At 74.2% G+C, this 24,130-nt stretch carries 24 protein-coding genes and 1 pseudogene; 12 read left to right on the top strand and 13 right to left on the bottom strand.

All coding sequences use genetic code 11. The annotated features are described in order from the left end of the window. Nucleotides 1–15 precede the first annotated feature (15 nt). The 5 genes from ACZ6AA_RS28110 to ACZ6AA_RS28130 form a co-directional block, all read right to left on the bottom strand. On the bottom strand, nucleotides 16–582 hold the full coding sequence (locus ACZ6AA_RS28110) for a hypothetical protein (RefSeq protein ID WP_468455938.1): 567 nt from the start codon (nucleotides 580–582) through the stop codon (nucleotides 16–18). Nucleotides 583–629: 47 nt separating this feature from the next. Beyond that, nucleotides 630–1,037 (bottom strand): peptide-methionine (R)-S-oxide reductase MsrB, encoded by a 408-nt coding sequence (gene msrB, locus ACZ6AA_RS28115; RefSeq protein ID WP_385708916.1) that lies wholly within the window; start codon nucleotides 1,035–1,037, stop codon nucleotides 630–632. A gap of 48 nt (nucleotides 1,038–1,085) precedes the next feature. Next, nucleotides 1,086–2,459 (bottom strand): UDP-N-acetylmuramate--L-alanine ligase, encoded by a 1,374-nt coding sequence (gene murC, locus ACZ6AA_RS28120; protein WP_468455940.1) that lies wholly within the window; start codon nucleotides 2,457–2,459, stop codon nucleotides 1,086–1,088. Nucleotides 2,460–2,619: 160 nt separating this feature from the next. Further along, nucleotides 2,620–3,090, bottom strand: a complete 471-nt coding sequence (locus ACZ6AA_RS28125) for an indole-3-glycerol phosphate synthase (RefSeq protein WP_468455942.1) — start codon at nucleotides 3,088–3,090, stop codon at nucleotides 2,620–2,622. A gap of 133 nt (nucleotides 3,091–3,223) precedes the next feature. Next, a complete protein-coding gene (locus tag ACZ6AA_RS28130) occupies nucleotides 3,224–4,036 on the bottom strand; it encodes a pyrimidine reductase family protein (RefSeq protein WP_471460689.1) in 813 nt (270 codons plus the stop codon). 47 nt (nucleotides 4,037–4,083) lie between these two features. On the opposite strand from ACZ6AA_RS28130, the gene zapE reads away from it, so the two are divergent. From zapE to ACZ6AA_RS28145, 3 genes are all read left to right on the top strand, one after another. Next, nucleotides 4,084–5,178, top strand: coding sequence for a cell division protein ZapE (zapE, locus tag ACZ6AA_RS28135; RefSeq protein WP_468455946.1), 1,095 nt, complete (start codon nucleotides 4,084–4,086; stop codon nucleotides 5,176–5,178). A 113-nt stretch (nucleotides 5,179–5,291) separates the two neighbouring features. Beyond that, nucleotides 5,292–6,674 (top strand): alkaline phosphatase PhoX, encoded by a 1,383-nt coding sequence (locus ACZ6AA_RS28140; RefSeq protein WP_468455948.1) that lies wholly within the window; start codon nucleotides 5,292–5,294, stop codon nucleotides 6,672–6,674. Between the two features lie 56 nt (nucleotides 6,675–6,730). Beyond that, nucleotides 6,731–7,681 carry a PPK2 family polyphosphate kinase gene (locus ACZ6AA_RS28145; protein WP_471460690.1) on the top strand — a complete coding sequence of 317 codons (951 nt, stop codon included), beginning with the start codon at nucleotides 6,731–6,733 and terminating at the stop codon, nucleotides 7,679–7,681. A gap of 9 nt (nucleotides 7,682–7,690) precedes the next feature. Here the strand turns inward: ACZ6AA_RS28145 and ACZ6AA_RS28150 are convergent, their stop codons facing one another. Then, nucleotides 7,691–8,881, bottom strand: coding sequence for a methyltransferase (locus ACZ6AA_RS28150; RefSeq protein WP_468455952.1), 1,191 nt, complete (start codon nucleotides 8,879–8,881; stop codon nucleotides 7,691–7,693). A gap of 296 nt (nucleotides 8,882–9,177) precedes the next feature. On the opposite strand from ACZ6AA_RS28150, the gene ACZ6AA_RS28155 reads away from it, so the two are divergent. The 3 genes from ACZ6AA_RS28155 to ACZ6AA_RS28165 all read left to right on the top strand — a co-directional run bounded on the left by ACZ6AA_RS28155 (nucleotide 9,178) and on the right by ACZ6AA_RS28165 (nucleotide 10,862). Then, nucleotides 9,178–10,041, top strand: a complete 864-nt coding sequence (locus ACZ6AA_RS28155; RefSeq protein ID WP_471460691.1) for a polysaccharide deacetylase family protein — start codon at nucleotides 9,178–9,180, stop codon at nucleotides 10,039–10,041. Nucleotides 10,042–10,157: 116 nt separating this feature from the next. Continuing rightward, on the top strand, nucleotides 10,158–10,490 hold the full coding sequence (locus ACZ6AA_RS28160; RefSeq protein ID WP_471460692.1) for a thioredoxin family protein: 333 nt from the start codon (nucleotides 10,158–10,160) through the stop codon (nucleotides 10,488–10,490). Between the two features lie 186 nt (nucleotides 10,491–10,676). Beyond that, nucleotides 10,677–10,862, top strand: a complete 186-nt coding sequence (locus tag ACZ6AA_RS28165; protein WP_468455958.1) for a hypothetical protein — start codon at nucleotides 10,677–10,679, stop codon at nucleotides 10,860–10,862. 35 nt (nucleotides 10,863–10,897) lie between these two features. Here ACZ6AA_RS28165 and ACZ6AA_RS28170 read toward each other — a convergent pair whose 3' ends face one another. Together ACZ6AA_RS28170 and ACZ6AA_RS28175 are read right to left on the bottom strand one after the other, a co-directional pair. Beyond that, nucleotides 10,898–11,566 (bottom strand): ABC transporter, encoded by a 669-nt coding sequence (locus tag ACZ6AA_RS28170; protein WP_471460693.1) that lies wholly within the window; start codon nucleotides 11,564–11,566, stop codon nucleotides 10,898–10,900. A gap of 215 nt (nucleotides 11,567–11,781) precedes the next feature. Beyond that, a pseudogene (locus tag ACZ6AA_RS28175) lies at nucleotides 11,782–12,669 on the bottom strand (ABC transporter ATP-binding protein); the annotation flags it as partial. 92 nt (nucleotides 12,670–12,761) lie between these two features. Between ACZ6AA_RS28175 and ACZ6AA_RS28180 the strand changes: the two are divergent. Continuing rightward, a complete protein-coding gene (locus ACZ6AA_RS28180) occupies nucleotides 12,762–13,613 on the top strand; it encodes a peptidyl-tRNA hydrolase (protein ID WP_468455964.1) in 852 nt (283 codons plus the stop codon). Between the two features lie 40 nt (nucleotides 13,614–13,653). Here ACZ6AA_RS28180 and ACZ6AA_RS28185 read toward each other — a convergent pair whose 3' ends face one another. After that, nucleotides 13,654–14,208 carry an SMI1/KNR4 family protein gene (locus tag ACZ6AA_RS28185; protein ID WP_471460694.1) on the bottom strand — a complete coding sequence of 185 codons (555 nt, stop codon included), beginning with the start codon at nucleotides 14,206–14,208 and terminating at the stop codon, nucleotides 13,654–13,656. Next, nucleotides 14,205–14,648 (bottom strand): DUF5959 family protein, encoded by a 444-nt coding sequence (locus ACZ6AA_RS28190; protein ID WP_471460695.1) that lies wholly within the window; start codon nucleotides 14,646–14,648, stop codon nucleotides 14,205–14,207. The genes ACZ6AA_RS28185 and ACZ6AA_RS28190 overlap by 4 nt, the downstream gene beginning before the upstream one ends. Before the next feature lie 349 nt (nucleotides 14,649–14,997). Between ACZ6AA_RS28190 and ACZ6AA_RS28195 the strand changes: the two genes are divergently transcribed. From ACZ6AA_RS28195 to ACZ6AA_RS28215, 5 genes are all read left to right on the top strand, one after another. Next, entirely contained in the window at nucleotides 14,998–15,765 is a 768-nt protein-coding gene (locus ACZ6AA_RS28195; protein ID WP_468455970.1) for a DUF4142 domain-containing protein, read from the top strand. A gap of 207 nt (nucleotides 15,766–15,972) precedes the next feature. Beyond that, a complete protein-coding gene (locus ACZ6AA_RS28200; RefSeq protein ID WP_471460696.1) occupies nucleotides 15,973–17,385 on the top strand; it encodes an MbnB/TglH/ChrH family RiPP precursor modification enzyme in 1,413 nt (470 codons plus the stop codon). 103 nt (nucleotides 17,386–17,488) lie between these two features. Beyond that, nucleotides 17,489–18,244, top strand: coding sequence for a DUF4142 domain-containing protein (locus tag ACZ6AA_RS28205; RefSeq protein WP_468481123.1), 756 nt, complete (start codon nucleotides 17,489–17,491; stop codon nucleotides 18,242–18,244). A 166-nt stretch (nucleotides 18,245–18,410) separates the two neighbouring features. After that, nucleotides 18,411–19,181, top strand: a complete 771-nt coding sequence (locus ACZ6AA_RS28210; RefSeq protein ID WP_468481124.1) for a TIGR04222 domain-containing membrane protein — start codon at nucleotides 18,411–18,413, stop codon at nucleotides 19,179–19,181. Between the two features lie 163 nt (nucleotides 19,182–19,344). Beyond that, nucleotides 19,345–20,973, top strand: a complete 1,629-nt coding sequence (locus tag ACZ6AA_RS28215; RefSeq protein ID WP_468455978.1) for an alpha/beta hydrolase — start codon at nucleotides 19,345–19,347, stop codon at nucleotides 20,971–20,973. Nucleotides 20,974–20,976: 3 nt separating this feature from the next. On the opposite strand, the gene ACZ6AA_RS28220 is transcribed toward ACZ6AA_RS28215, so the two are convergent. From ACZ6AA_RS28220 to hemG, 3 genes are all read right to left on the bottom strand, one after another. Then, on the bottom strand, nucleotides 20,977–21,351 hold the full coding sequence (locus ACZ6AA_RS28220; RefSeq protein ID WP_471460697.1) for an RNHCP domain-containing protein: 375 nt from the start codon (nucleotides 21,349–21,351) through the stop codon (nucleotides 20,977–20,979). A gap of 179 nt (nucleotides 21,352–21,530) precedes the next feature. After that, nucleotides 21,531–22,250, bottom strand: a complete 720-nt coding sequence (gene hemQ / locus ACZ6AA_RS28225; protein WP_385708860.1) for a hydrogen peroxide-dependent heme synthase — start codon at nucleotides 22,248–22,250, stop codon at nucleotides 21,531–21,533. Between the two features lie 4 nt (nucleotides 22,251–22,254). Beyond that, on the bottom strand, nucleotides 22,255–23,763 hold the full coding sequence (hemG, locus tag ACZ6AA_RS28230) for a protoporphyrinogen oxidase (protein WP_471460698.1): 1,509 nt from the start codon (nucleotides 23,761–23,763) through the stop codon (nucleotides 22,255–22,257). Between the last annotated feature and the right edge of the window lie 367 nt (nucleotides 23,764–24,130).

Raw genomic sequence — 24,130 nt, forward strand, 5'->3', positions numbered from 1 at the left:
TTCTCTCCAACGGAGTCACCCGCGCAACGGCCGCCCCACCACGGTCCCCGGCGGCACGTCCACGTCCTTCGCCCGGTCCCCCGGCGGCAGTTGGTCGGCGTACCCGGCCTCGCCCCACACCAGCCGCTTGAACTGCTCCGGCGTCAACAGGCCCTGCCACGGCTCCCCTCGGGGGCAGAACACGGACTCGCAACCCCGGCAGTAGTGCGCGGGGTCCCAGAGCGCGGCGGCTAGCGGCGCACCGGCCCGCTCGGCGGCCTTCTCGCGTCCGTCGCCGCGCACCACGGCGAGCGTGCCGATGAACAGGAGCACGGCCAGGGCGATCCCGCCCCAGACGTACAACGGCTTCTCCGGGTCCGTGCCCATCCACGCCCAGGCGAGGGAGAGGCCAACGAGCAGCATGCCCTCGGCGAAGTGCAGCAGTCCGTCGCCGGACTTGTCGGGCCCCTTGGCGAGCCGGGCCGCCAGTTCCCTGCGGGCGGCTCCGCGGCCGTCCGCGGCCTCCCGCACCGCGGCGACGTCCGCGCCGCCGCAGCCGGGACACCTCACTCCAACCGGCCCGCGGGCCCCCGTGGTCGACATGCCCTCACGCTAGTCGCGGGCCACGGCCCCGCTGAGCCGGGATCCGGTCAGCTCTCGTCGGCGGTGAGGCGCAGCGAGATGGAGTTGATGCAGTACCGCTGGTCCGTCGGCGTCGGGTAGCCCTCGCCCTCGAAGACGTGCCCGAGGTGCGAGCCGCACCGGGCGCAGCGCACCTCGGTGCGGACCATGCCGTGCGAGGTGTCCTGGATCAGCTCGACGGCCTCGGAGTCCCGCGGGTCGTAGAAGCTCGGCCAGCCGCAGTGCGACTCGAACTTCTCGTTCGACGTGAACAGCTCCGCGCCGCAGGCCCGGCAGGAGTAGACGCCCTTGGTCGTGGTGTCGGTGTACTCGCCCCGGAACGCGGGCTCCGTGCCGGCCTGACGAAGGACCTGGTACTCGGCGGGGGTCAGCTCCGCGCGCCACTGCTCGTCGGGCTTCTCGACGTCGTACGACATGGGTCGCATCCCCTTCGTGGACATTCCGGCCCGCCGCGGCGGGCCGGGCTACTTCGACAGCTCGGCCAGGATCAGCGGGCCGAGGTCGGTGACGTCGCCCGCTCCCATGGTGAGAACGAGATCGCCGGGCCGCGCCATTCCCGCGATCGCCGCGGGCGCCGCCGCCTTGTCGCGCACGGCCGTCACGTCGGCGCCCGCCGCGCGCGCGGCGTCGATGATGAGGTCGCTGGTCACGCCGGGGATCGGGTCCTCGCGGGCCGGGTAGATGTCCAGGACCACGGAGGCGTCGGCGAGCGCCAGGGCCGCGCCCATCTCCGTGCCCAGCTCCTGGGTGCGGGAGAACAGGTGCGGCTGGAAGAGCACCAGGAGGCGGGCGTCGGCGGCGGCGCCGCGCATGGCTTCCAGGTCGGCGGTCATCTCCGTCGGGTGGTGCGCGTAGGAGTCGACGACCTGCACTCCGGCGGTCTCGCCCTTGAGCTGGAGGCGGCGCTTCACGCCCGTGTACGAGGCCAGGGCGGGGGCAAGCTCGGCGGCCGGGATGCCGAGGGCCACGCCCGCGGCGAGGGCGGCGACGGCGTTGTGCGCGTAGTGCCGGCCGGGCACGGAGACGGAGAAGCGCAGCTCGGTGCCGTCGATGACGGCGGTCACGTCGCTCTTGAGGCCCTGCGGGGTCACGTCGGTGATCCGCACGTCGGCGTCGGCGGACTCGCCGTAGGTGACGACCCGCAGCTCGGGATTGCGCTTGACGACGCGCCGGGTCAGCTCCCTGGCGCCCTCGTGGTCCGCCGCGATCACCAGCGTCCCGCCGGGCACGATCCGGTCGGCGAAGGTCTCGAAGGACTCGTAGATCTCGTCCATCGAGGCGTAGTTGGCGTGGTGGTCCAGCTCCACGTTGAGGACGATGGCGACCTCGGGCGCGTACTTGTGGAAGCTGCGGTCGCTCTCGTCGGCCTCCGCGACGAAGATCTCGCCGCTGCCGTGGTCGGCGTTGGAGCCGGGCGCGTCCAGGTCGCCGCCGATCGCGTACGAGGGACGCAGGCCGAGCGCGGCGAGGCTGACCGCGAGCATCGACGTGGTGGTGGTCTTGCCGTGGGTGCCCGCGACGGCGATCGGGCGCAGGCCGTCCATCAGGGAGGCCAGCGCGTCCGAGCGGTGCACCACCGGGATGCCGAGCTCGGCGGCGCGGGCCAGCTCCGGGTTGTCGGCGCGGATCGCGGAGGAGACGACGACGCAGGTCGCGTCGTCGGCCAGGTGACGGGCGGCGTGGCCGATGTGCACCCGGGCGCCGAGGGCGCGCAGGGCCTCGGCGGTGGCGGAGTCCTTGGCGTCGCTGCCCGCGACCTTCGCGCCGCGCTGGGCGAGGATCTTCGCGATGCCCGACATTCCGGCGCCGCCGATGCCGATGAAGTGCGGTCGGTCCATGGCGGTGGGCATCGAGTTCTCTCCGAAGGGTGGGACGGTCACGTGCGGGGCCAGCCTACTGGGCTCCGCCACCCTGGGTTGATCGGCCCGCGGCCTCGTCCTCAAGCGCCGGACGGGCTGTTTCCGGCCCTGTCCGGCGCCGGGCCACGCGTGTCAGCGCTCACGTACTGTGCGCGAAGAGCTTCAGGACGGGTACGCCCACCTTGTGGCGGGCCCGTGAGGCCCAGTCGCGGTGGAAGAACTCCTCGACCAGGTGCGGCTCGGTCAGCACGATGACCTCGTCCGCGCCCGCGGCGTCGACCAGTTCCTGGAGCGCGTCCAGGGGGTGGGCCTCGATCAGACGGCCCGTCGCCTCGCTGCCCGCCGCCCGCAGCGCCAGGAGGGACACCTGGAGCGCCTGCTCGGCCGGCGCCACCGCGTCCTTGCCCTCGGGCACCTCGCCCTCGCGGACGGCCTCGTCGAGCTCGCCGAGTGCGACGTCGTCGATGGCCCGAAGCAGCCGGTCCGCCTGGTCGCCGCGGGGCTGGAGCAGTACGTGGAAGGTGACCGGCTCGTCGCTGTGCAAGGTGGTGACGAACTCCACGTCGGCGGACGTCAGGGCCTTCTCGATCATCAATACGCTTGTGAACACGACAGGCGCCCTTCTCCTCCGTAGGCCGTGCTTCCGGCCCCCTGCTGAAACCATCCTGCCCCTGCCTGAGCGGGGGCTGCGAGATTTAGTGTGCCCCGCGAAAGCGAAACGGAACGGAATATTCCGCCGATTGTCAGGAGCCCCTGCGGTATCGGGTGAACAGGAACCCCGCCTCCTCCAGAACGGACGCCAGTACGAATTTCTCGGGCACCGCGAGACCGGGTCCGCCCGCGATGCGCTGGGCGTCCCCCGCGGTCAGCATCGGCGACACCGTCAGGCACAGCTCGTCGAGCGCGCCCGCCGCCACGAACTGGCCGAGCATCCTCGGCCCGCCCTCGGTGAGCAGCCGGGTGAGACCCCGCTCGCCGAGTTCCCGCACGACCCGCGCGGGGTCCGCCCCGGCGCCCTCGCCCGCGATCACGACCTCCGCGCCCGCCTTGCGGGCCGCGGCCACCCGGTCGGCGGCCGCAGCGGCGCCGGTGACCAGCAGCGTGGGGGTGAGCGGGGCGGTGAACAGGGGCAGCGTGAAGTCCAGGTCGAGGCTGGCGCTGACGACCGCGACCGCCGGGGCCGGGGGCTGTCCGGCCGCCGCCCTGCGGGCCGCGAAGGCGTCCCGGGCGCGGGCGGGCCGGTAGCCCTCCTGCCGTACCGTTTCCGCACCGACCACGACCACGTCGGCGAGCCCGCGCAGGGTGCCGAAGATCCGCATGTCGGTGGCGTTGGAGAGGGGCTGGGAGCGGCCCTCGTGCTGGGCGGCGCCGTCCAGCGTCGAGACCATGTTGGCGCGCAGCCAGGGGCCGGCCCCCGCGGGGTAGGCGTACGCGTCGGCCAGCTCGTCCAGGGACCACTCGCGGTCCTCGGCCGCCCGGTCCCGGGCGGCCGCCGGAGCGCTCCCGTCCGGGTTCGGCTCTACTGTGTGGTCGGTCACAGGGAACAGGCGTCGCATGCCGGGCAGTCTTACACGGCCCCGCGACGGCTCTACAGTGGAGAATCGTGTCAGCAACCTCCCCTGCCGCCGGGCAGAGCCCCATAGCCGAAGCGGGCCCCGTGTCCCTGTGCGCCCGCGAGCCGCAGGTGCCCGCGGACCGTCTCGTCGCCGAGATGGTGCCGCCGCCGCGCTTCGACGCGGTCCGCTTCGATACGTACATCCCGGACCCGGGACAGCCCAGCCAGAGCGAGGCCGTGCGGGTCCTCAGCTCCTTCGCGGGCGGGCTCGGCGGGGCGCACGCGACCGGATCGGGCAAGCGGCGCTGGTTCTCCCGGGCCAAGCAGACGGCTCCCAGCGGGCCCCGGGGCGTCTATCTGGACGGCGGCTACGGCGTCGGCAAGACCCACCTGCTCGCCTCCCTGTGGCACGCCACCCCGGCGGAGCCCGCGCTCAAGGCCTTCGGCACGTTCGTGGAGCTGACCAACCTCGTCGGGGCGCTCGGCTTCCAGCAGACGGTGCGCACGCTCAGCGGCCACCGCCTGCTGTGCATCGACGAGTTCGAGCTGGACGACCCGGGCGACACCGTCCTGGTGTCCTCGCTGCTCGGCAAGCTCGTCGAGGCGGGCGTGGCGCTCGCGGCGACCTCCAACACGCTGCCCGGCAAGCTGGGCGAGGGCCGGTTCGCCGCCGCCGACTTCCTGCGCGAGATCCAGGGCCTCTCGGCCCACTTCAAGGCGTTGCGCATCGACGGCGAGGACTACCGCCACCGGGGGCTGCCCGAGGCCCCCGAGCCGTACTCCGACGAGCAGGTCACCAAGGCCGCGTACGCCACCGAAGGCGCCAGCCTCGACGACTTCCCGCATCTGCTCGGCCACCTCGCGCGCGTCCACCCGAGCCGGTACGGCGCCCTCACCGACGGCGTCACGGCCGTCTGCCTCACGGACGTCACTCCGGTGCCCGACCAGTCGACGGCGCTGCGCCTGGTCGTCCTCGCCGACCGGCTCTACGACCGGGAGGTGCCGGTGCTCGCCTCCGGCGTCCCGTTCGACAGGCTCTTCAGCGAGGAGATGCTGAACGGCGGCTACCGGAAGAAGTACTTCCGGGCGATCTCGCGGCTGACGGCGCTGGCGCGGGACGCGAAGGGGCTCGTGCGGGACTGACCGGCCGTCCCGGCGACGGTTGATCGCGGGGGTGTGCAAACCCTCGTGCGCGGGCCGTGTGCGTGCTACACACGTGCGGGTCATGTTCCTGTCCGCCAGCAGGAGGTTGCCCCATGTCAGACGCCAAGCTGTCCGCGACCAGACGCCAAGTGCTCGCCGGCACCGGAGCCCTGGGGGCGTCCATCGCCTTCACCGGCGCCCTGTCGGAGCTGTTCGCGGGCACGGCCACCGCGGCCACCCAGGGCAAGGCGGGCTACGGCCCGCTCGTGCCCGACCCCGACGGCTTGCTCGATCTGCCGAAAGGATTCCGCTACCGGGTGCTCTCCCGCGAGGGCGACGAACTGCGCTCGGGCGAGGGCAAGGTCCCCAGCAACCACGACGGGATGGCCGCGTTCCGGGGCCGCCGGGGCGGGGTCCACCTCGTCCGCAACCACGAGAACCGCGTCACCGCGAAGCTCGGCGTCCCGACCGTCAAGGGCCTGACGTACGACCCGATGGCCAAGGGCGGCTGTACGGCGCTCGGGCTCGACCGGCACGGCCGGGTGGTCGACGAGCGCGTCGCCATCGCCGGTACCGCCGTCAACTGCGCGGGCGGCCCGACCCCCTGGGGCACCTGGCTGACCTGCGAGGAGACCGAGGACAAGGCCGGTACCAACGGCTACACCAAGGACCACGGCTTCGTCTTCGAGGTCGACCCGGTGGATCCGCGGCGCACGGGAGCCGTGCCGCTGACCGCCATGGGCCGCTTCCAGCACGAGGCGGTCGCCGTCGACCCGTGGCGCGGCGTCGTCTACGAGACGGAGGACGCCTTCCAGAAGCCGTTCGGCCTGTTCTACCGCTTCCTGCCGGACAAGCCCGAGGGCGGCAGGGGCTCGCTGCGCGCGGGCGGAAAGCTCCAGGCGATGCGCGTGCCCGGTGTGCCGGACCTGTCCGCGATCCAGGAGACCGGCGCCACCTTCGACGGCGTCGAGTGGGCCGACGTACCCGACCCGCTGGCCGCCCGGACACCCATCCGCAACCAGGACTTCGGGCCGAAGGGCATCACGCACGCCCAGAAGCTGGAGGGCTGCTACTGGGGCGGGCGCTGTGTGTACTTCGTCTCCAGCTACGCGCGCAGTGCGGAGGGCTCCGCAGGCGACCACTACGGCCAGGTCTGGCGCTACGACCCGGCGCGCCGCCGCCTCACCCTCGTGATCGTCTTCGGCCCCGACACCGACGTCCAGCTCCCCGGCGAGTCCCCGGACAACATCTGCCTCGCGCCCAGCGGCGGCCTGATGGTGTGCGAGGACGGCGGCGGCACCCAGCACGTGTACGGCGTGACGCGCGGCGGCACGGTGTACGCGATGGCGCGCAACGCCCAGAACATCGGCACCCCCGAAGAGCCCGAGTGGGGCGAGTTCGCGGGCGTCGCCTTCTCCCCCGACCACGACACGATGTACGTGAACTGCTACACGCCCGGCACCACGTTCGCCGTGACCGGCCCCTGGCACAGGTAGCGCCGCCGCCTGCCCCGGCGCACGATCGGGGCAGGCGACCGGAAGAGGTGCGGGCTGTGGCCAAGGGCAAGAGCGAGGGCAAAGGCAGGAAGGACGGGGGCAAGAAGGGCGCGAAGGGTGCCAAGGGTCGGGACGGGAAGGGCAGGGGCGCCGTCGAGGAGCCCGCGCTCCGACTCAGTGACCTGCTGCGCGTCCCCGGGGGCGAGCCCTACGACCTCGCAGCGCAGGACGCGGCCGCGACCCCCGCGGGCCCGGCGGACAAGGCGGCCGGGCTCGCGGCGACCGCACGGATGGGTGAACATCTCGCGGACCTCCAGGAGCGCCTGTACGCGGCGAGCACGAAGGGCGATCCGCGCCGGCTGCTCCTGGTCCTCCAGGGCATGGACACCAGCGGCAAGGGCGGCACGATCAAGCATGTCGTCGGCCTGTTCAACCCGTCGGGCTGCCGCATCCGGGCGTTCAAGGCGCCGACGCCCGAGGAGCGCGCGCACCCGTTCCTGTGGCGGATCCGCAAGGCCCTGCCCGAGGCGGGCGAGCTGGGCATCTTCGACCGCTCGCACTACGAGGACGTCCTCATCGCCCGCGTCCGCGAACTGGTGCCGCGCGCCCAGGTGACCCGCCGCTACGCCCAGATCAACCGCTTCGAGCAGTCCCTCGCCGACGACGGCGTCACGCTCGTGAAGTGCTTCCTGCACCTCTCGTACGAGGAGCAGGGGCGCCGTCTCGCGGCCCGCCTCGACACCCCCGAGAAGCACTGGAAGTTCAACCCGACGGACATCGAGGAGCGGGCGGTGTGGCCCGCGTACCAGGAGGCGTACGCGCTGGCCCTGGAACGCTGTTCGACGTCGGCGGCGCCCTGGTTCGTGGTCCCCGCGGACCGCAAGTGGTACCGGAACTGGGCGATCAGCACACTGCTTCGCGAGCACCTGGAGGCGCTGGACCCGCAGTACCCGAAGGCGGACTTCGACGTGGCGGAGTGCAAGGCGCGACTGCTGAGCGAAGGCTGACTCCCCGGTTCAGACGGCGGGGGCGAGCCGCCACAGGGAGGTGACCTCGGCGGCGCGGGCGGCGTGCAGGGGGTCCGTGGTGTCGCTCGCGCGAGGGTGGCGGGGCTTGGCGTCGAGGCGGTCGACGACGCGCAGCCCGGCCGCGTCGAAGGCGCCGACGAGTTCGTCGCGGCTCCGCAGGCCCAGGTGTTCGGCGAGGTCGGAGAGGATCAGCCAGCCCTCGCCGCCCGGCTCCAGGTGCTCGGCGAGCCCGTCGAGGAAGGCGAGCAGCATGGCGCTGCCCGGGTCGTACACGCCCTGCTCCACGCTGGAGGTGGGGCGGGCCGGGAGCCACGGCGGGTTGCAGACGACGAGGGCGGCGCGGCCCGCCGGGTAGAGGTCCCCGCTGTCGGTGACGTCCACGCGGTCGCCGATGCCGAGCCGTTCGACGTTGTCCCGCGCGCAGGCGAGCGCGCGGGGGCTGCTGTCGGTGGCGACGATCCGGCCGAGGCCGCGGTGCGCGAGGACGGCGGCGAGCACGCCGGTGCCGGTGCCGAGGTCGAAGGCGACCGCGGGGGCACCCGCGGCCGCGGCGGGCAGCGGGGCGTCGCCGACGAGGTCGACGTACTCGCCCCTGACCGGGGAGAACACGCCGTAGTGCGGGTGGATGCGGGCGTCGAGCGCCGGGATCGGCACGCCCTTGCGGCGCCACTCGTGGGCGCCGATCACGCCGAGCAGTTCGCGCAGCGACACGACGGTGCGGTGCCGGGGCGGGCCGTAGGCCTCGGTGCAGGCGGCCCGGACGTCGGGGGCGCGGCGCAGGGCGAGCCCGTGGTCGTCCTCGAGCACGACGAGCAGCATGCCGAGCACCCTGGCCCGGTGGCCGCGGGCCTGCCGGTGCCGGTGGAACGTCTCGGCCGGGGTGGCCCCCGGCTTCGGCTTCAGCCGGTCGAGCCGCCGCCCGAGGGCGCTCAGCAGCTGCCGGGCGCCCTGGTAGTCCCCGCGCCACAGCAGCGCGGTGCCCTCGCACACCAGGCGGTAGGCGGCGTCGGCCTTCATCCGGTCGTCGGCGACGACGACGCGCCGGGGGGCGGGGAGGCCGCTCTCGGAGTGCCAGGGGGTGGTGTGGGTGAGGGTGGTGGGGGCGGGCTCGGACTCAGGGGCGGGGGTTCTGGTCGGCCGGATGTCCTCGGTCCAGGTGATGTCGGTGCGGTCGGACATCGACGGCTCGTCAACTCCTCGTGGTCGCGGGTGCGCGGGGCCCGGGGCCGCGGAGCGACCGGGAAGCGTTCAGGATCTCAGGACGATTACACAGCGACCGCCCCCTGGCAAACCCGGACTTCCCCGGCGAACGCGAGGGAGGCGGGCAGGGGGCACGCCCTCTCCTGCGATCACGAGCCGAGCGCGCGTCGTCTCCCGCGAGCCCGGCACGGCCCGGCCCGGCACAGCCCGGCACGGCCTCGCGAACCAGGCCCCACCTACCCGATTAATCCTATTTGCACAGTTATCTTCGCGGCATGATCACTCGCGCACAGCAGCGGGCCGCCCGCGTCTCCCTGGCCGCCCTCACCGCCGCCGCACTGACCGCCCTCAGCGCCTGCGCCGCGCCCGCCCCACGCCCCAGCAAGCCCGCTCCCCGCCACACCGCCCCCGCAGAGAAGGCCGCCCCGCCCACCCTCGCCCCCGGCCCCCAGGGCCTCACCCCGGTCTTCAGGAACGCCCCCCGCGCCCGGCAGGGGTCCCCCACCGTCGCCCTCACCTTCGACGCCGACATGACGGCCGGTCAGGGCCCCCGCGCCCGGGCGGGCGAGCGCTTCGACAACCCGGCCCTGGTCGGCACCCTGCGCCGCCTCGAGGTCCCGTCGACGTTCTTCATGACGGGCCGGTGGGCCGAGGAGTACCCGGCGCAGGCCAAGGCCATCGGCCGCGACCCCCTCTTCGAGGTCGCCAACCACTCGTACAGCCACTACTCCTTCACCCCCGACTGCTACGGCCTGCCCACCGTCGCCCCGCACCGCATGCGCGCCGACGTGGAGCGCGCGTTCACCGCCTTCCGCAGGGCGGGCGTCGAGCGCCCGGTGCCGTACTTCCGTTTCCCGGGCGGCTGTTACGACCAGCGGGCGCTGCGCGCGCTCGCCCCGGCCGGGGTCACCGCCGTGCAGTGGGACGTGGTGGGCGGCGACGCGTTCGCCACGGACCCCGACGCGGTGGCCCGGCAGGTGCTCGACGGGGTGCGGCCCGGCTCGGTCGTCGTCCTGCACTGCACCCGCAGCGCCGCCCCCGCGACGGAGCGCGCCCTGCGCACGATCGTCCCGAAGCTGCGCGAGCGCGGGTTCCGCTTCGTCCGGGTCTCCGAGCAGATCGGGGCCGCGCGGGGCTAGGCCCTGTCCGAGGGCGTCTCCCTGGCCTGACAGCGCTCTTCCTGGACCGTCGGCGGCGGCACTAGCGTGAAGCGCTGTCCGATGCGGCGTGCGCGGCCGAGACCGGGGAGAGCCCCATGGCAGACAACCAGTTCGTGAAGGCCGTCGCGACGGATGCCGACTTCCCCGGGGATGTCCTCATGGCCCCCGTGCCGGTCCTTGTGGTGTTCCGCGCCTCGTGGAACGGGCCGTGCAAGCAGATGGCCCCGGTCGCGGAGAAGATCGCGGAGGACTTCCGGACCAAGATCAAGGTCGTCTCGGTCGACATCGACGACTGCCCCGGGACAGTGCGTCGGTACAGCGTCCGGTCCGTGCCGATGGCGATGGCCTTCGACCAGGGCGAGAAGACCGGCTCGCATGCCGGCCTGACCACACGGGAGACGCTCCTGCGTCTCATGGGCCTCGGCTGACGCGCTCGTCTCAGCGGCCGCGCCGGACGTACCCGTCTCCTGGGCCGCCGCTGACGCGTCCGACTCATGAGCCTTCGCCGACGCGGCACCTGGAGGCTGTCCGGCGGGAGCTTGTCGGGTCCGGGGGCTGTCGTGTCCCGGGGGGGCTGTCGCCCGGCCCACCGGGCAGAACCTAGGCTCGCCACCATGGCGGACGAGGACGAGTACTGCGCCCAGGCCCCCGCGACCGGCCCCCTCCCGGCGGAGGGCCCACCGTTCGCGGAGTGCGTGCTGTGCCGGAAGCCCACGGAGTACCCGGAGTCCCACCGCGGCAGCACCCTGTGCCCGGTCTGCGAGTGGCAGGAGGCCCAGCGGACGGCCTGCTCGGGCTGAGCGGGGCGGTCGTCCGGGCCTGCCGCGGCCGGGCCTCACCCCCGCCGCGAGCAGACCCCGCACGCCACCCCCACCGCGACCGCCGCCGCGGCCAGCGCCCCCGCGAACGCCCCCACCGGCACCGGGACCACCCCGTCCCGCGAGCCGCCGACCAGCTCCGTCAGCGCCGTCCTGGCCGGTGAGCCCGCCGTCACCAGGGCGATGAGCACGCCGGACAGGAGCGCCGGAACGGCCCGTCCTGGCGAGCGCAGCAGCGGTCGGCTGGTGAGGGCGCCGACGGCCGTGCCGAGCAGCGCGCTGACGAGCATCGCGAGCAGCCCCGCCCCGGCCGCGGGACCCCGCGCCACCGCCGTCTGGTGGTCGGTGCTCGCCGCGTCGCTCATGACGGCGACCGCCGCGACGGCCGCCGTGCCGAGCACGGCCGTGGTGAGGAAGGCGGTGAGCACACAGGCGAGGTGCGCCCGCCGGGTGCCTCCCGCCGCCGCGGCGCAGTCGCGGGCCGCGGGCGGTTCGTTGGTGACGCAGATCCGCACCAGCCAGGCGGCGACGGGCAGCAGCGCGGCGGCCGCGTACGCGAGCGAGTCGAGCACGGGCTGCCCGCCCTGTACGCCGACGGCGAGGAACGCCGCGTACAGGACGACCGGCGCGAGCCAGCGCTGGGAGCGCAGGAGGAGGGCGGTCTGATAGCGCAGCAGGGCGATCACCGGTGTGCGTCCTCGTCGTCGTGGCGGCGCTGGTGCCGGTCCTGGTCCCTGTTCTGGTGCCGGTTCTCGTCCCGGTTCTGGTGCTCGGCTGCGGCTCGGCCGTCGGGCCGGTCGGCCGGTGCGCTCCGAGCACCCGGTACGCCCCGATCACCCGGTACGTCACCACGCCCGCCCTCGTCCACGTCCGCGCCCCCGGCCTCCGCGCTCTCCCCCGCCGGGCCGGGCGCCCTCCCCCGGTTCACCGACACCACGTGCCACGGCGGGCGTGCCGCGAGGAGTGTGCGCAGGGCGAGGTCGGAGTGGGCCGCGGCGACGACCAGGCGGGTGGTGCCGTCCGGGCCGGGGGTGACGGTGCCGTCGGCACGGGTCACCGTCACGGGCAGCGGGGGCGGCGCCCCGTGGGGTCCGCGGGCCTCGATGACGACGACGGGACCGGCGGTCGCCTCGGCCGCCGTCCCCGCGGAACTCCCCGTCCCCGTGACCCGGTTCACGCCGGTGCCCGTGATCGCGTACGTCTCGTCGGCGTGCCCCGCGAGGCGTCGCGGGTCGTGGTCGACGTGGACGACGGCCGCACCGGCCGCCGTGTGCTCGGCGACCGCGCGGTCCAGGGTGTCGCGGGCCTCGGTGTCCAGGCCGGTCCACGCCTCGTCGAGGACGAGCAACTCGGGCCCGGCGAGCAGCGCCTGGGCGACGGCGACCTTCTGGCTGCTGCCCTTGGACAGCTCGGACAGCGGTGCGTCCGCGTGGTGTCCCGCCCCGAACCGCTCCAGCCACTCCCGCGCCCGCCGGGCCGCCGTGTTCCCGGAGAGGCCGTGGACGCGGCCCATGTGGGTGAGGTAGCCGCGTGCGGTGAACGGCAGGGCGGCGGGGAAGCGTTCGGGGACGTAGGCGGTACGGGGGCGGCCGGTGACGCGGCCCGTGGAGGGGGCGTCGATACGGGCGAGCAGCCGCAGGAGCGTGGACTTGCCGGTGCCGTTCCCGCCCTGGACCCGGACCAGGGTGCCGGCCCGCACGTCGAGGCGGACGTCCCGGAGCACCCACGGGCCGCGGAGTCCGTAGCGGCGGCCGACGGCGTCGAGGCGCACCAGGGGGTCGCTCGTCATGCGCCTCATCCTCGCGCACGGCCGCGGGCGAGGGCTCTGGGGGCCGCGGGACCGCGCCGGGGCCGCGATCACCGCCCTGGCAGACTGGACGGGTGACCAGCAACGCGCCCCGCCCCGACGACTCCCCGGACACGCAGGCTTTCCAGGACTCGCGGGGTTCCCAGAACTCGCGGGGTTCCCAAGACCCGCAGGGCCCCCAAGACCCGCAGGGCTCCCAGGGCACCCCCGCCGCCGGGGACTCCGCTCCGGCCGGCCCCTTCCGCGTCGAACGCACGCCGCGCGACGAGGCCCCGCAGTTCGTGCTGCCCCTGGTGGCCCGGATCGAGCGGGCCGCGCCCCCGGCCCGTACGGACGCGCTGGAGACGGCGGCCCGGGCGGTCCTGACGATCCTCAGCGACGAGCGGGCGCTCGGCGAGGGGGAGTGGGCGCGGGCGATGCGGGACTGGCAGGACGCCCGCATCCGCAAGGTGGTGCGCAGGGCGCGCGGCGCGGAGTGGCGGCGGGCGGAGGCGCTGCCCGGCATCACGGTGACGGGCAAGTCGGCCGAGGTGCGCGTGTATCCGCCGGTGCCGTTGGACGGCTGGCCCAAGGACCTGGCCCGCCTCCAGGTCTCCGGCACGGACCTGGACGACCCGGAGCCCCCGCGGGACCCCGACCCGTCCACCCCCGTGCTCTGGCTGAACCCCGACATCACCATGTCGGCGGGCAAGGCGATGGCCCAGGCGGGCCACGGCGCCCAGCTGGCCTGGTGGGACCTCTCCGCCGCGGACCGCACGGCCTGGCGCGAGGCGGGCTTCCCCCTGTCCGTCCGCACCGCCCCCGCGTCCCGCTGGCCCGGACTGACCACGAGCGGCCTCCCCGTGGTCCGCGACGCGGGCTTCACGGAGATCGCCCCCGGCTCCTGCACGGTGGTGGCGGACCACCCGGCGCTGCGGCAGGCCTGAGCCCGGCTCCGCGCGGGGTGAGCCGGCGCGTCCGGCCGGGTCAGGCGTCGTCCCGCAACTGCTCGAAGGACCGCCGTTCGTCGGCGACGAGGTCGGCGAACGAGCGGCGACGCTCACGCAGGCCCGGGTACCAGCTGGCCCAGATGTTGGCGGCCCACTCCCCGTCGGGCGAGACGTCACCGGGGTCGAGCAGCCAGAACTGAGCGTCGCCGAAGTCCGACACCAGCAACACCCGGTCCATGTAGGCGGCTTCCTCGGGTCCGCCCTTGCGGATGATCGCCCAGGTCGAGGGAGCCGCCTCGCGCAGCAGGCCCACCGTTCCTGTGGTTCTCATCTCGTACATGAACGGACCCAGGTGGCTGAAGCCGTTGGACGCGCCCAGGAACGCGCGGTAGCTGGGCGGCAGTTGGACACCGAGCCGCTCCTCCGCGGCCGCCAGCTGCTCCTCGGTCGCGCCCGCCTGCCCGAGCCACCCGGCAGCCCGCTGAGCGTCGCTGATCTCCCGCGACGCGTCGCTCCCGTTCGCCCGCAGGATGTCGGCGCTGTAGGAGGCGAGGTAGCCCCGCCAGTACTCGACGTCCGCCCGTCCCGTCACCCTTGCAGCGCCCCCTCCACCGGCCACGCCCGCAGCGTCGCGTCCAACCGGTCGTACGCCTCGTCGAACCACTCGTCCGTGAGCGTGACGGTCGCCGTGACCGTCGTCCGGGACATCGCATGGTCGGTGATCGTGACGTGGGCGTGCTCGCCGTCCGGGTCGAGTTCGACGAGGAGTTCGGGGGCGCGGTCGCCCTCGCGCCAGGTGGTGTCGTCGCCGCCGTCCAGGGCGTCGAGGGTCTCGCGCCACTGAGTGAGGTCCTCCGGGGACACCGACGTGGCGAGCGTCCCCCGGACGAAGGCGGTGTCGACGAGGATCTCGCCGACGAGTTCGTCGACTCCGGGGCGCCCCGGGGCGGGGCGCTTTCCGGTGATCCTGACGACGACGCTGTTGTCCTCGCCCTCCAGGCGGATCAGGTCGATCGGCTCCGCAGGCGCCATGGCCCCTCCCAATTCCCCGTGTGCACCGCCCGGTACGGCTCCCCCGCGCACTCCGAACACGTTCCCCGTGCGCGCGTGAGCCGCCCCGCGGTGTTGAGTTGACGATCGTGTCCGGACCGGGTCGTTCCACACGGCCCCGGCCCCTGTCCTTCCGGACCCTAGTCGACGGCACTGACAACGCCGAGGCCGCGCACCACCCGCCCACGCACCCCCGACACGTGACCCCCGTCACAGAACCTTCACGTCGCTGAACACCGGCCCCGCCCCTCCCGTACCTTCCCGTACCACCAAGTGGCCCGGCCCCCGGCCGGGATGCGGCTCGGGAGGCACTTTGCAGCGCATCAGGCACATGGGGCGTATCAACGGCACGGCCCTGATCATCGCGGCTCTCGTCGTCACCGTGGGCGCCCTCGCCTTCCCGGTGTGGTCCTACGCCGACCGCTCGGGCACGGGCGAGGCGAACCTCAACGCCGGGAGCGTGTCGACCCGTTGGGGCCCGCTGTCCGCCACCGACCGGGACTTCCTGGTGAAGGTGCGCCTCGCCGGGCTCTGGGAGATACCCGCCGGACAGCAGGCCGTGGAGCGCGCACCGAGCAAGGCCGTCAAGGAGGCGGGCGACCATCTGATCGTCGGCCACACCGACCTCGACGAGCGGGTGCGCGGCATCGCCTCGCAGCTCGGGGTCGAGCTGCCGAACCAGCCCACAGACCAGCAGCAGGGCTGGCTGCGGGAGTTGACCGCGGCGACCGGCGAGGACTACCAGCGCAAGTTCGCCAACCGGCTGCGCGTCGCGCACGGCAAGGTCTTCAGCCTCGTCGCCCAGGTGCGCGACACCACCCGCAACTCCCTGGTGCGCCAGCTCGCGTCCGACGCCAACCAGACCGTCCTCGACCACATCACGATGCTCGAAGGCACCGGCTACGTCGACTTCGACGCCATCGCGAACGACACCGCGGGCAAGGCGACCGCGAGCCCGACCGGGCCCCCGCCGCCCGACGGCAACGCTCCCCCGCAGCCCGACCCCGCAGCCCCCACCGGCGACGTCTCCGGCACCTCACGGCCCTCCCCCGGCGCTCCGGGCACCGTCAACACCGATCGGCCCGAACCTCAAATGTAGCTCTGAAACCCCTGATCAGAGGGTTCACCCAGGTCTGGCGCGGTCATGACTACGGCTACGTGAACGACCGGGGAGGACCAGCGGCAAGGAGGGGGAACGACGATGACCGCACGGGGGACGACGACGGTACGAGCGGTACAGGAGACAGCGGCGGGCGAGGCCGCCACTGCACGAGGAACGACCACACGAACGACCGCACGAGGCACGATGGCTCAGCTGGGGACCGGCATCGGATGGCGTCCGGAGATCGCCGACGCCGTCGAGCGCATGCCCGGCATCGACTGGGTCGAGGCCGTCGCCGAGAACGTGTGCCCGGGCCACCTGCCCGACTCCCTGCTGCGGCTGCGCGAGCGCGGCGTGACGGTCGTGCCGCACGGCGTCTCGCTCGGCCTCGGCGGGGCCGAGCGCCCGGACGAGGCCCGGCTCACCGCCCTCGCGGAGCGTGCGCAGGCACTCGGCTCACCGCTCGTCACCGAGCACATCGCGTTCGTACGGGCCGGAGGCGCCCTCACCGCGTCGCCACACCTCGAAGCGGGGCACCTACTGCCCGTGCCGCGCACCCGGGACGCGCTCGCCGTGCTGTGCGAGAACGTCCGCATCGCCCAGGACGCGCTGCCCGTGCCGCTCGCCGTCGAGAACATCGCCGCCCTCATCTCCTGGCCCGGCGAGGAGATGACGGAGGGGCAGTTCCTCCACGAGCTGGTGGAGCGGACCGGCGTCCGGCTGCTCATCGACGTCGCCAATCTGCACACCAACCACGTCAACCGGGGCGAGGACCCGGCCCGCGCCCTGGACGAGCTGCCGGTGGAGGCCATCGCGTACGTCCATGTGGCGGGCGGCTTCGAGCGGGACGGCGTGTGGCACGACAGCCACGCCCACCCCGTGCCGCGGCCCGTCCTCGACATCCTCGCCGACCTCGCCGCGCGCACCCGGCCGCCGGGCGTGCTCCTGGAGCGGGACGAGAACTTCCCCGAGGAGGGCGAGCTGGAGCGGGAGTTGGCGGCGATCCGGGAGACGGTGGCGACGGCCACGGTCACGGCCACGAGGTCGGCGCTGCCCCCGGCACCGGACCCGGCCGACGGCCCCACGCCCACCACGTCCCCCACACCCTTCAAGCCCGAGCCGACCACCGAGCCCACCACGCCCCAAGCCCGCCAGCGCGTGGCCCTCGCCCAGGCCGCCCTCCTCTCCGCCCTCGTCGCGGGCACCCCCGCGCCGGAGGGCTTCGACGGGGCCCGGCTGCGGGTGCAGAGCCGCGCGCTCGGCGCCAAGCGGGCGGACGTGGTGGCGAAGGTCGCGCCGGAGCTGCCGTGGATCGTCGGCGACGCGTACCGCGCGGAGTTCCTCGACTACGCCCGCACCCGCCCCATGACGGGCGGCTACCGCCAGGACGCCCTCGACTTCGCCGAGCACCTGCTGCTCGCCGGGCGGCCCGAGGACGCGGCGGCGCGCGGCGAGCTGACGGCCTGGTGGCTGGAGCGCTCGGGGCCGAAGCCGCTCGACGGGCGGCCCCTCACCCGCTGGCTGCGGACGCGGGCGGCCCGGCTCGCGCTGCGCAGGGCGCGGCGGTCCGCCCCCGGCCACGAGGGCGTGGACGCCGACCCCGCCCCGGCGACGTAACGGAATCTCCCGGCCTCGTACAGCCGTTGACGTACTCCGTTCGGTATGCGGAACGCCTCCCCCGCGCCGCGCACTAGCGTGCGGTGGCGCGACAGGAGGCGGCATGCGTTCCCGAATCATCAGCGGCACCGGTCTCGTTCTCACCGGTCTCGTGGCCACGCTGGCCGCGCTGGTCTATCCCGTGTGGTCGTACGAGGACCGCTCGGGCACCGGCCTCGACGCGCTCACCTCGCAGACCGTGTCGACGGACTACGGACCGCTGTCCGCGCTCGACCGGGACTTCATCACCAAGGTGCGGCTCGCGGGCCTGTGGGAGCTGCCCGCGGGCCAGCAGGCCGGGGAGCGCGGCACCACGCGGGCCGTGCACATCGCGGGCAAGCACCTGGTCGAGGGGCACACGTTCCTGGACGCGCGGGTGCGCGAGGTGGCGGCGGCGCTGCGGCTCGAACTGCCCAGCCAGCCCAGCGGCCAGCAGCGGCGCTGGCTGGCGGAGCTGAGCGCGGAGCGCGGCACGGCGTACGACGTGAAGTTCGCGAACATCCTGCGGCGCGCGCACGGCAAGGTCTTCGCGCTCGTGGCGGAGGTCCGCGCCACCACCCGCAACTCGCAGGTGCGGGCGCTCGCCGACGACGCGAACACCACGGTCCTCGACCACATCAAGGTCCTGGAGGGGACGGGCCTGGTCGACTTCGACGGCCTGGCCCGCGACGCCGCCACGTCCACGCCCCAGCCCCCGGCCCGCTCCCCCGCGCCCCCGGGCCCCCAGGACTCCCCGCCCCCGGCGGTACCGGTGTCCCCGACGCCCACGTACTCCCTGCCCCCCGCGGTCTCGCGGCCCGCGCCCGGCGCGCGCGACTGAGGCGGGACCGGGGTGGCGGGGCTGCGGGACAGCGGGACGACCAGGGCGGCGGGGCAGCCGGGGCGGCGGGGCAGCCGGGGCGGCGGATCAGCGGGGCGCGGGGGCGGGTGTCCACATCGTGGAATACCGGTAGCGGCGTCACACCTCCTTCACATAGAAAACCGGCATGTTCTGGGTCCCGCTGCTGCTCCTCGCCTGTGCTCTCGCCGCGCTGTCCTGCGGCCGGCTCTGCGTGGCCGCGGTGCGCGCCGCGGCCAGTGAGGCGCGCGGGGCGCACGAGGGGCGGCGTCTGACGCTGTACGAGGCGGCGTTCCTGTCGGGCGGGCCCGGGCGGGTCGTCGATGTGGCGCTCCTCTCGATGGCGCGGGGGCGGCGGCTGCTGCTCGCGCACACGGGGTGGGCGACCGTGGTGGATCCGGTGGCCGGGGACGACCTGGAGCGGTCGGTGCTCGGGGCGATCGGTCCGGCCGGGCAGTCGCGGATCGCGCCGGTGCGCAGGGCCGCGGCGGCCGGGGACGGGGTGCGGGCGCTCGCGGACCGGCTGGTCGCGGCGGGCCTCGCGGTGCCGGACGGGATGTGGTCGGGGATCGCGGGCGCGGCGCGGCAGGTGCGGGCGGCCGCGGTCGCCGTCGTCGTCCTCGGGGCGTGCGCGGCGCTGCTTCCGGCCCAGGGGCGCGAGGGGGAGCTGCCGGTCGCGGTGTGGTTCGCGCTGCCGTTCTTCCTCACGGTGAGCTGTCTGGCCATCGCCCGCTTCGAGGTGCCGACCACGCGCTGGGCTTCCCCGGCGGGGCGGCGGCTGCTCGGCGCGCTGCCCTCGCGGGACGACCTGACGTCGGTGGCCGTGCGCGGTCTGCGGGCCCTGGAGGACCCGGCCCTGCGCGCCGCGCTCTCGCACCGGGACCCGAACCTCGACGGGTACCGCGAGACCCGGCCGTAGGGCCCCGCCCCGCCGCCCCCGAGGGGCCATTGGGGCGCGACTCGCGACGCCCGCGGGCCGGTGCTGGACATTGCCACTCTTCGAACTGAATATCCCTTTTGTTGTGATTTTGCGATTTACGCAGTCACTTGGGCCCGCGCCGCGAAAGGGACACAGAACAGCGATGAGAGCACCAGCAGCAGCCGCCCTGTACAGAACCGTCGGAACCATCGGCTCCCTCGTCCTGACCGCCCTCGCCGCGGCCCCCGCGAGCAGCGCCGCCACCCCCGCCAACGCCACCCCCTCCCCCGAGACCCTCGGCACCGCGCTCGCCGCCCAGCGCGCCCAGACCACCGGCATCGACTTCGGCCCCTGCCCGCGGGCGGAGAACCTGCCGCCGTCCGTGGAGTGCGGCACGGTCACCGTCCCCCTCGACTACGCCCAGCCCGACGGCAAGCAGATCCGGCTGACCGTCAGCCGCGTCGAGGCCACCGGGAAGTCGGGCCGGGCCGTGGTGTCGCGGCAGGGCGCGCTGGTCTTCAACCCGGGCGGCCCGGGCGCGTCGGGGATGTACTTCCCGATGGTCGGCCCGATGCCGGAGTGGCGGCGCATCGCGGCGGCGTACGACCTCGTCGGCTACGCGCCGCGCGGCGTCGGCCGCTCCGCGCCGCTGTCCTGCCAGGACCCCAAGCAGTTCACCAAGGCGCCCACCAACTCGCCGACGCACCCCGACGCCTCGTACAAGGCGGAGCGCATCGCGCAGGCGAAGGCGTACGCACGCGGCTGCGCCCGGCACGCGGGCCCGGACCTGCGCCACTACACGACCCTGAACAACGCCCGCGACCTGGATGTGCTGCGCGCGGCCCTCGGCGAGCGGAAGCTGACGTTCATGGGCGCCTCGTACGGCACCTACATCGGCTCCGTCTACGCGACGCTGTTCCCCGGACACGTGCGCCGCATGGTCTTCGACTCCGCGGTCAACCCGGCTCCGGACCAGATCTGGTACGCCAACAACCTCGACCAGTCCTTCGCCTTCGAGCGGCGCTGGGCGGACTTCCGCACCTGGATCGCCAAGCACCACAAGACGTACGGCCTGGGCACGACGGCGCAGGAGGTGCAGCGCTCCTACGAGACGGTCCGCGCCGAGCTGACGCACAAGCCCGCGGGCGGCAAGGTCGGCTCCTCGCAGCTGCGGGCGGCGTTCCTGCGGGCCGCGTACTACGACGACTACTGGCCGATGCGGGCGACGGCCCTGTCGCAGTATCTGAAGGGCAACCCGAAGCCGCTGATCGACCAGGCCGCGCCGCACCCGGCGGCGGCCGCCGAGGACGAGAACGGCAACGCCGTCTACACGGCCGTCGAGTGCAACGACGCCGCCTGGCCCACCGACTTCCCCACCTGGGACCGCGACAACTCCGCCCTCGCGCGCCTCGCGCCGTTCGAGACCTGGGACAACGCCTGGATGAACCTGCCGTGCGCCTACTGGCCCGCGCCGCGCCAGCAGGCCCTCGACGTGCGCACCGCCGCGGGCGCCCTGCCGCCGACCCTGATCCTGGCCGCCGAGCGGGACGCGGCGACGCCGTACGAGGGCGCTCTGGAGCTGCACCACCGGCTCGCGGGCTCGGTCCTCGTGACCGAGAAGGACGCGGGCACGCACGGCATCGCGGGCGGCCCGAACCCCTGCGTCAACGGCCACGTGGACGCGTATCTCCTGGAGGGCGAGCTCCCGGTGCGACGCGCGTCGTGCGCGCCGCACCCGGAGCCGAAGCCGCTGTCCGCGGCGCGGGCGGCGGGCCTCCCCAAGCCGCTCTAGACGTCAGAGCGCGCCGAGCCGCTCCAGCGGGAACGGTGGCTGGGCCAGCGGGCGCACCGCGAGACGCGTCAGCGGCAGGGCGTTGTCATCGCCCGCAGTGCGGTTGGCGTGCAGGACGCCGCAGTGGGTGCAGCGGTGGACGAGGATCCACTCGCCGTCTCCTCGTACGGAGATGGCGAGGGGTTCCATCCGGGCTCCGCAGTCCGCCGCCCGGTCGCCGGGAGTGTCGTCGAGGTGACGGCTCCACAGGCAGGTGGGGCAGTGGTTGCGGTGGTCGGTGCCGGGTGCGGTCATCGGTACGTCGAGGCCGCAGTGCAGGCAGCGGAAGGACTGGGCGCGTGCTTCAGTGCGCGCCCGCCGGGAGGTGTTGCGTGACATGGGAGAGAGGACTCCTGAGCGATGCGGAATGGGGTGAACTCGAGAGATTCCGCAGGGCCCTGGGCATACAACACCGGCTTTCCGTCTGGGGGTTCGGCTGAGGAGGTCGGTCCTCTCGGCCAGAGGTTCGACCTCTCGATGAAACCCCCGCGGGGCGGGCGCGGCAACCGAATTTCGGCTCAGGCGAGGCCCGCCACGAGGTCCGCCACGGACTTGCGGCGGCCGGTGAAGAACGGCACCTCCTCGCGGACGTGCATGCGGGCCTCGGAGGCGCGCAGGTGCCGCATGAGGTCGACGATGCGGTACAGCTCGTCGGCCTCGAAGGCCAGCAGCCATTCGTAGTCGCCGAGGGAGAACGAGGCGACCGTGTTGGCGCGCACGTCGGGGTAGCCGCGGGCCATCATGCCGTGGTCCTTGAGCATGCGGCGACGGTCCTCGTCGGGCAGCAGGTACCAGTCGTAGGAGCGCACGAAGGGGTAGACGCTCACATAGTTGCGGGGCGTCTCGTCGGCCAGGAACGCCGGGATGTGCGACTTGTTGAACTCGGCGGGGCGGTGCAGCGCCATGTTCGACCAGACCGGCTCCAGGGCGCGGCCGAGCTTGGTGCGCCGGAAGAGGTTGTACGCCTCCTGGAGCTCGTCGGCGGTCTCCGCGTGCCACCAGATCATGACGTCGGCGTCGGCGCGCAGGCCGGAGACGTCGTAGGTGCCGCGGACGGTGATGTCACGGGCCGCGAGCTTGTCGAACAGCTCCTGGACCTCGTCCGCGTACCCGAGGCGGCTCTCGGGCAGGACGTCGCGCAGCTTGAAGACGGACCACAGGGTGTAGCGGATGACCTCGTTGAGGTCCTTGGCCTTCTTGCCGGCGTTCGGGATCTTGGCGGGGGCGTCGTCACTCATGCGGCTATTCTCCCGCGCCGCCGTGCAGGCTCTGCACCGGGTTGGCGGTGAGCTCCCGCACCCCGGAAAGGTCCCCGGTCAGCTGGTCGACGGCCGCGTTCGCGCTCGCGATACAGGCGGGGATGCCCACTCCGTCGTACGCCGCCCCGCAGACCACGAGGCCCGGCACCCGGCCCACGTGCTCGCGGACACGGGCCACGCGCGCGTGGTGGCCGACGGGGTACTGCGGCAGTCCGCTGTCCCAGCGCGTGACGGCCGAGGCGACGGGCGCCGCGTCGAGGCCGGTGGCCGCGCGCAGGTCCGACCGCGAGACGCCGATCAGCTCGTCGTCCGGGCGGCCCAGGTCCTTCTCGTCGCCGTGGCGCCCCACGGACGTGCGCAGCACGAACAGCTCCGGGTCCTGCTCCGCGATCCACCCCCACTTCTGGCTCGCGAACGTCGACGCCTTGATCGTCCGCCCGTCCACGGGCGGCACCAGGAACCCGCTCCCGGCGGGCAGCGCGCCCACGTCGGCCCGGCGGTAGGCGAGGGTGATCAGCGCCATGGAGGCGTACTCGACGGCGCGCAGCTCGGCCGCGGCCCCGGGGACGTCGTGCTCCAGGAGGCGGGCGGCGTGCGGGGCGGGCACGGCGAGGACGACGGCGTCGGCCTCCAGGTCCCAGTCCTCGACGTACACCTCCCAGCCGTCCTCGACCCGGCGCAGGCCGTGCGCCGCGCAGCCCAGCAGGATCTCGCCGCCGCGCGCCCGCACCGACTCCGCGACGGCGAGCGGCAGTTGGCCGACGCCGCCGTCGATGCCCATGAAGACGGGGCCGGTCTGCTGGTTCCCGGCGGCCCGCGCCTGGAGGTCGCGGACGCCCTCGGTGAGGGAGGTGTGGGTGCGGGCGGCCTCGAAGAGCTGCGGGACGGCGGAGCGCATCGAGATGCGGTACGCGTCCCCGGCGTACACCCCGCCGAGCAGCGGCTCCACCAGCCGGTCCACGACCTCGCGGCCGACCCGCCCGGCGACGTACTCCCCGACCGCGACGTCCTCGCCGACCTCGGTGGGCGGCAGTTCGCGGTCCCGCTCGATGCGGCGCAGGCCCTCGTCGGAGAGCACCCCGGCGACGGCGGAGGCGTCCCCGGGCACGCCCATGACGTGGCCCTTGGGCATGGGGCGCAGCACCCCGCGGGTCCAGATCGCGGCGCTCGCCGTCGCCGGTGGCTGCAACCGTTGACCGAGGCCGACCTCGCGGGCCAGGCCCACCGCCTCCGGCCTGCGGGCCAGCATCGACTCGGCACCGAGGTCGACGCGCACGCCCGCGATCTCACCCGCCCGCAGCTTGCCGCCGAGCCGGTCGGACGCCTCCAGGACGGTGACACGCGCTCCGGCGTCCAGAAGCCGGTGTGCGGCGGCGAGCCCCGCGATGCCACCACCGATGACGACGACGTGCCCGAGGCCGCCCGGCGGGCCGCCGGGGGCGGAGGAATCCTGACTCGTCCTGTTGCTGGCCCGTGTGTCCGCTGCGCACATACCCCCACTCTCTCAGAGCCGATCAGAACCGCTTTCGGGCACCTGCGCCCTTCCTGGCCGGGGGCCCGCGCCGCCTTCCGGATCGGCACCCGCATGCCCATCCGAACCCCGGTGCCCACCCGCCCTTCCGGACCGGGAGCCCGCACCCCCTTCCGGGCCGGTGGCCCACGCACCCCTCCGACCCCGGCGCCGCACACCCCTCCGGCCCAGGCGCCCGCACGGCCTGGGGCCCGGGCACCCCCTCGCCCCCGCTCCGTGCCCCCGCGCACTCTTGCGGACGAGTCCCGTCCGTGACCGCGCCGGAACCTCATCGGGACCACCCGGACCGAACGCCGTGACCGGTCCCGGCGTCGTAGGAGCACACTCA

This window comes from Streptomyces sp. NPDC040610, assembly GCF_055594065.1.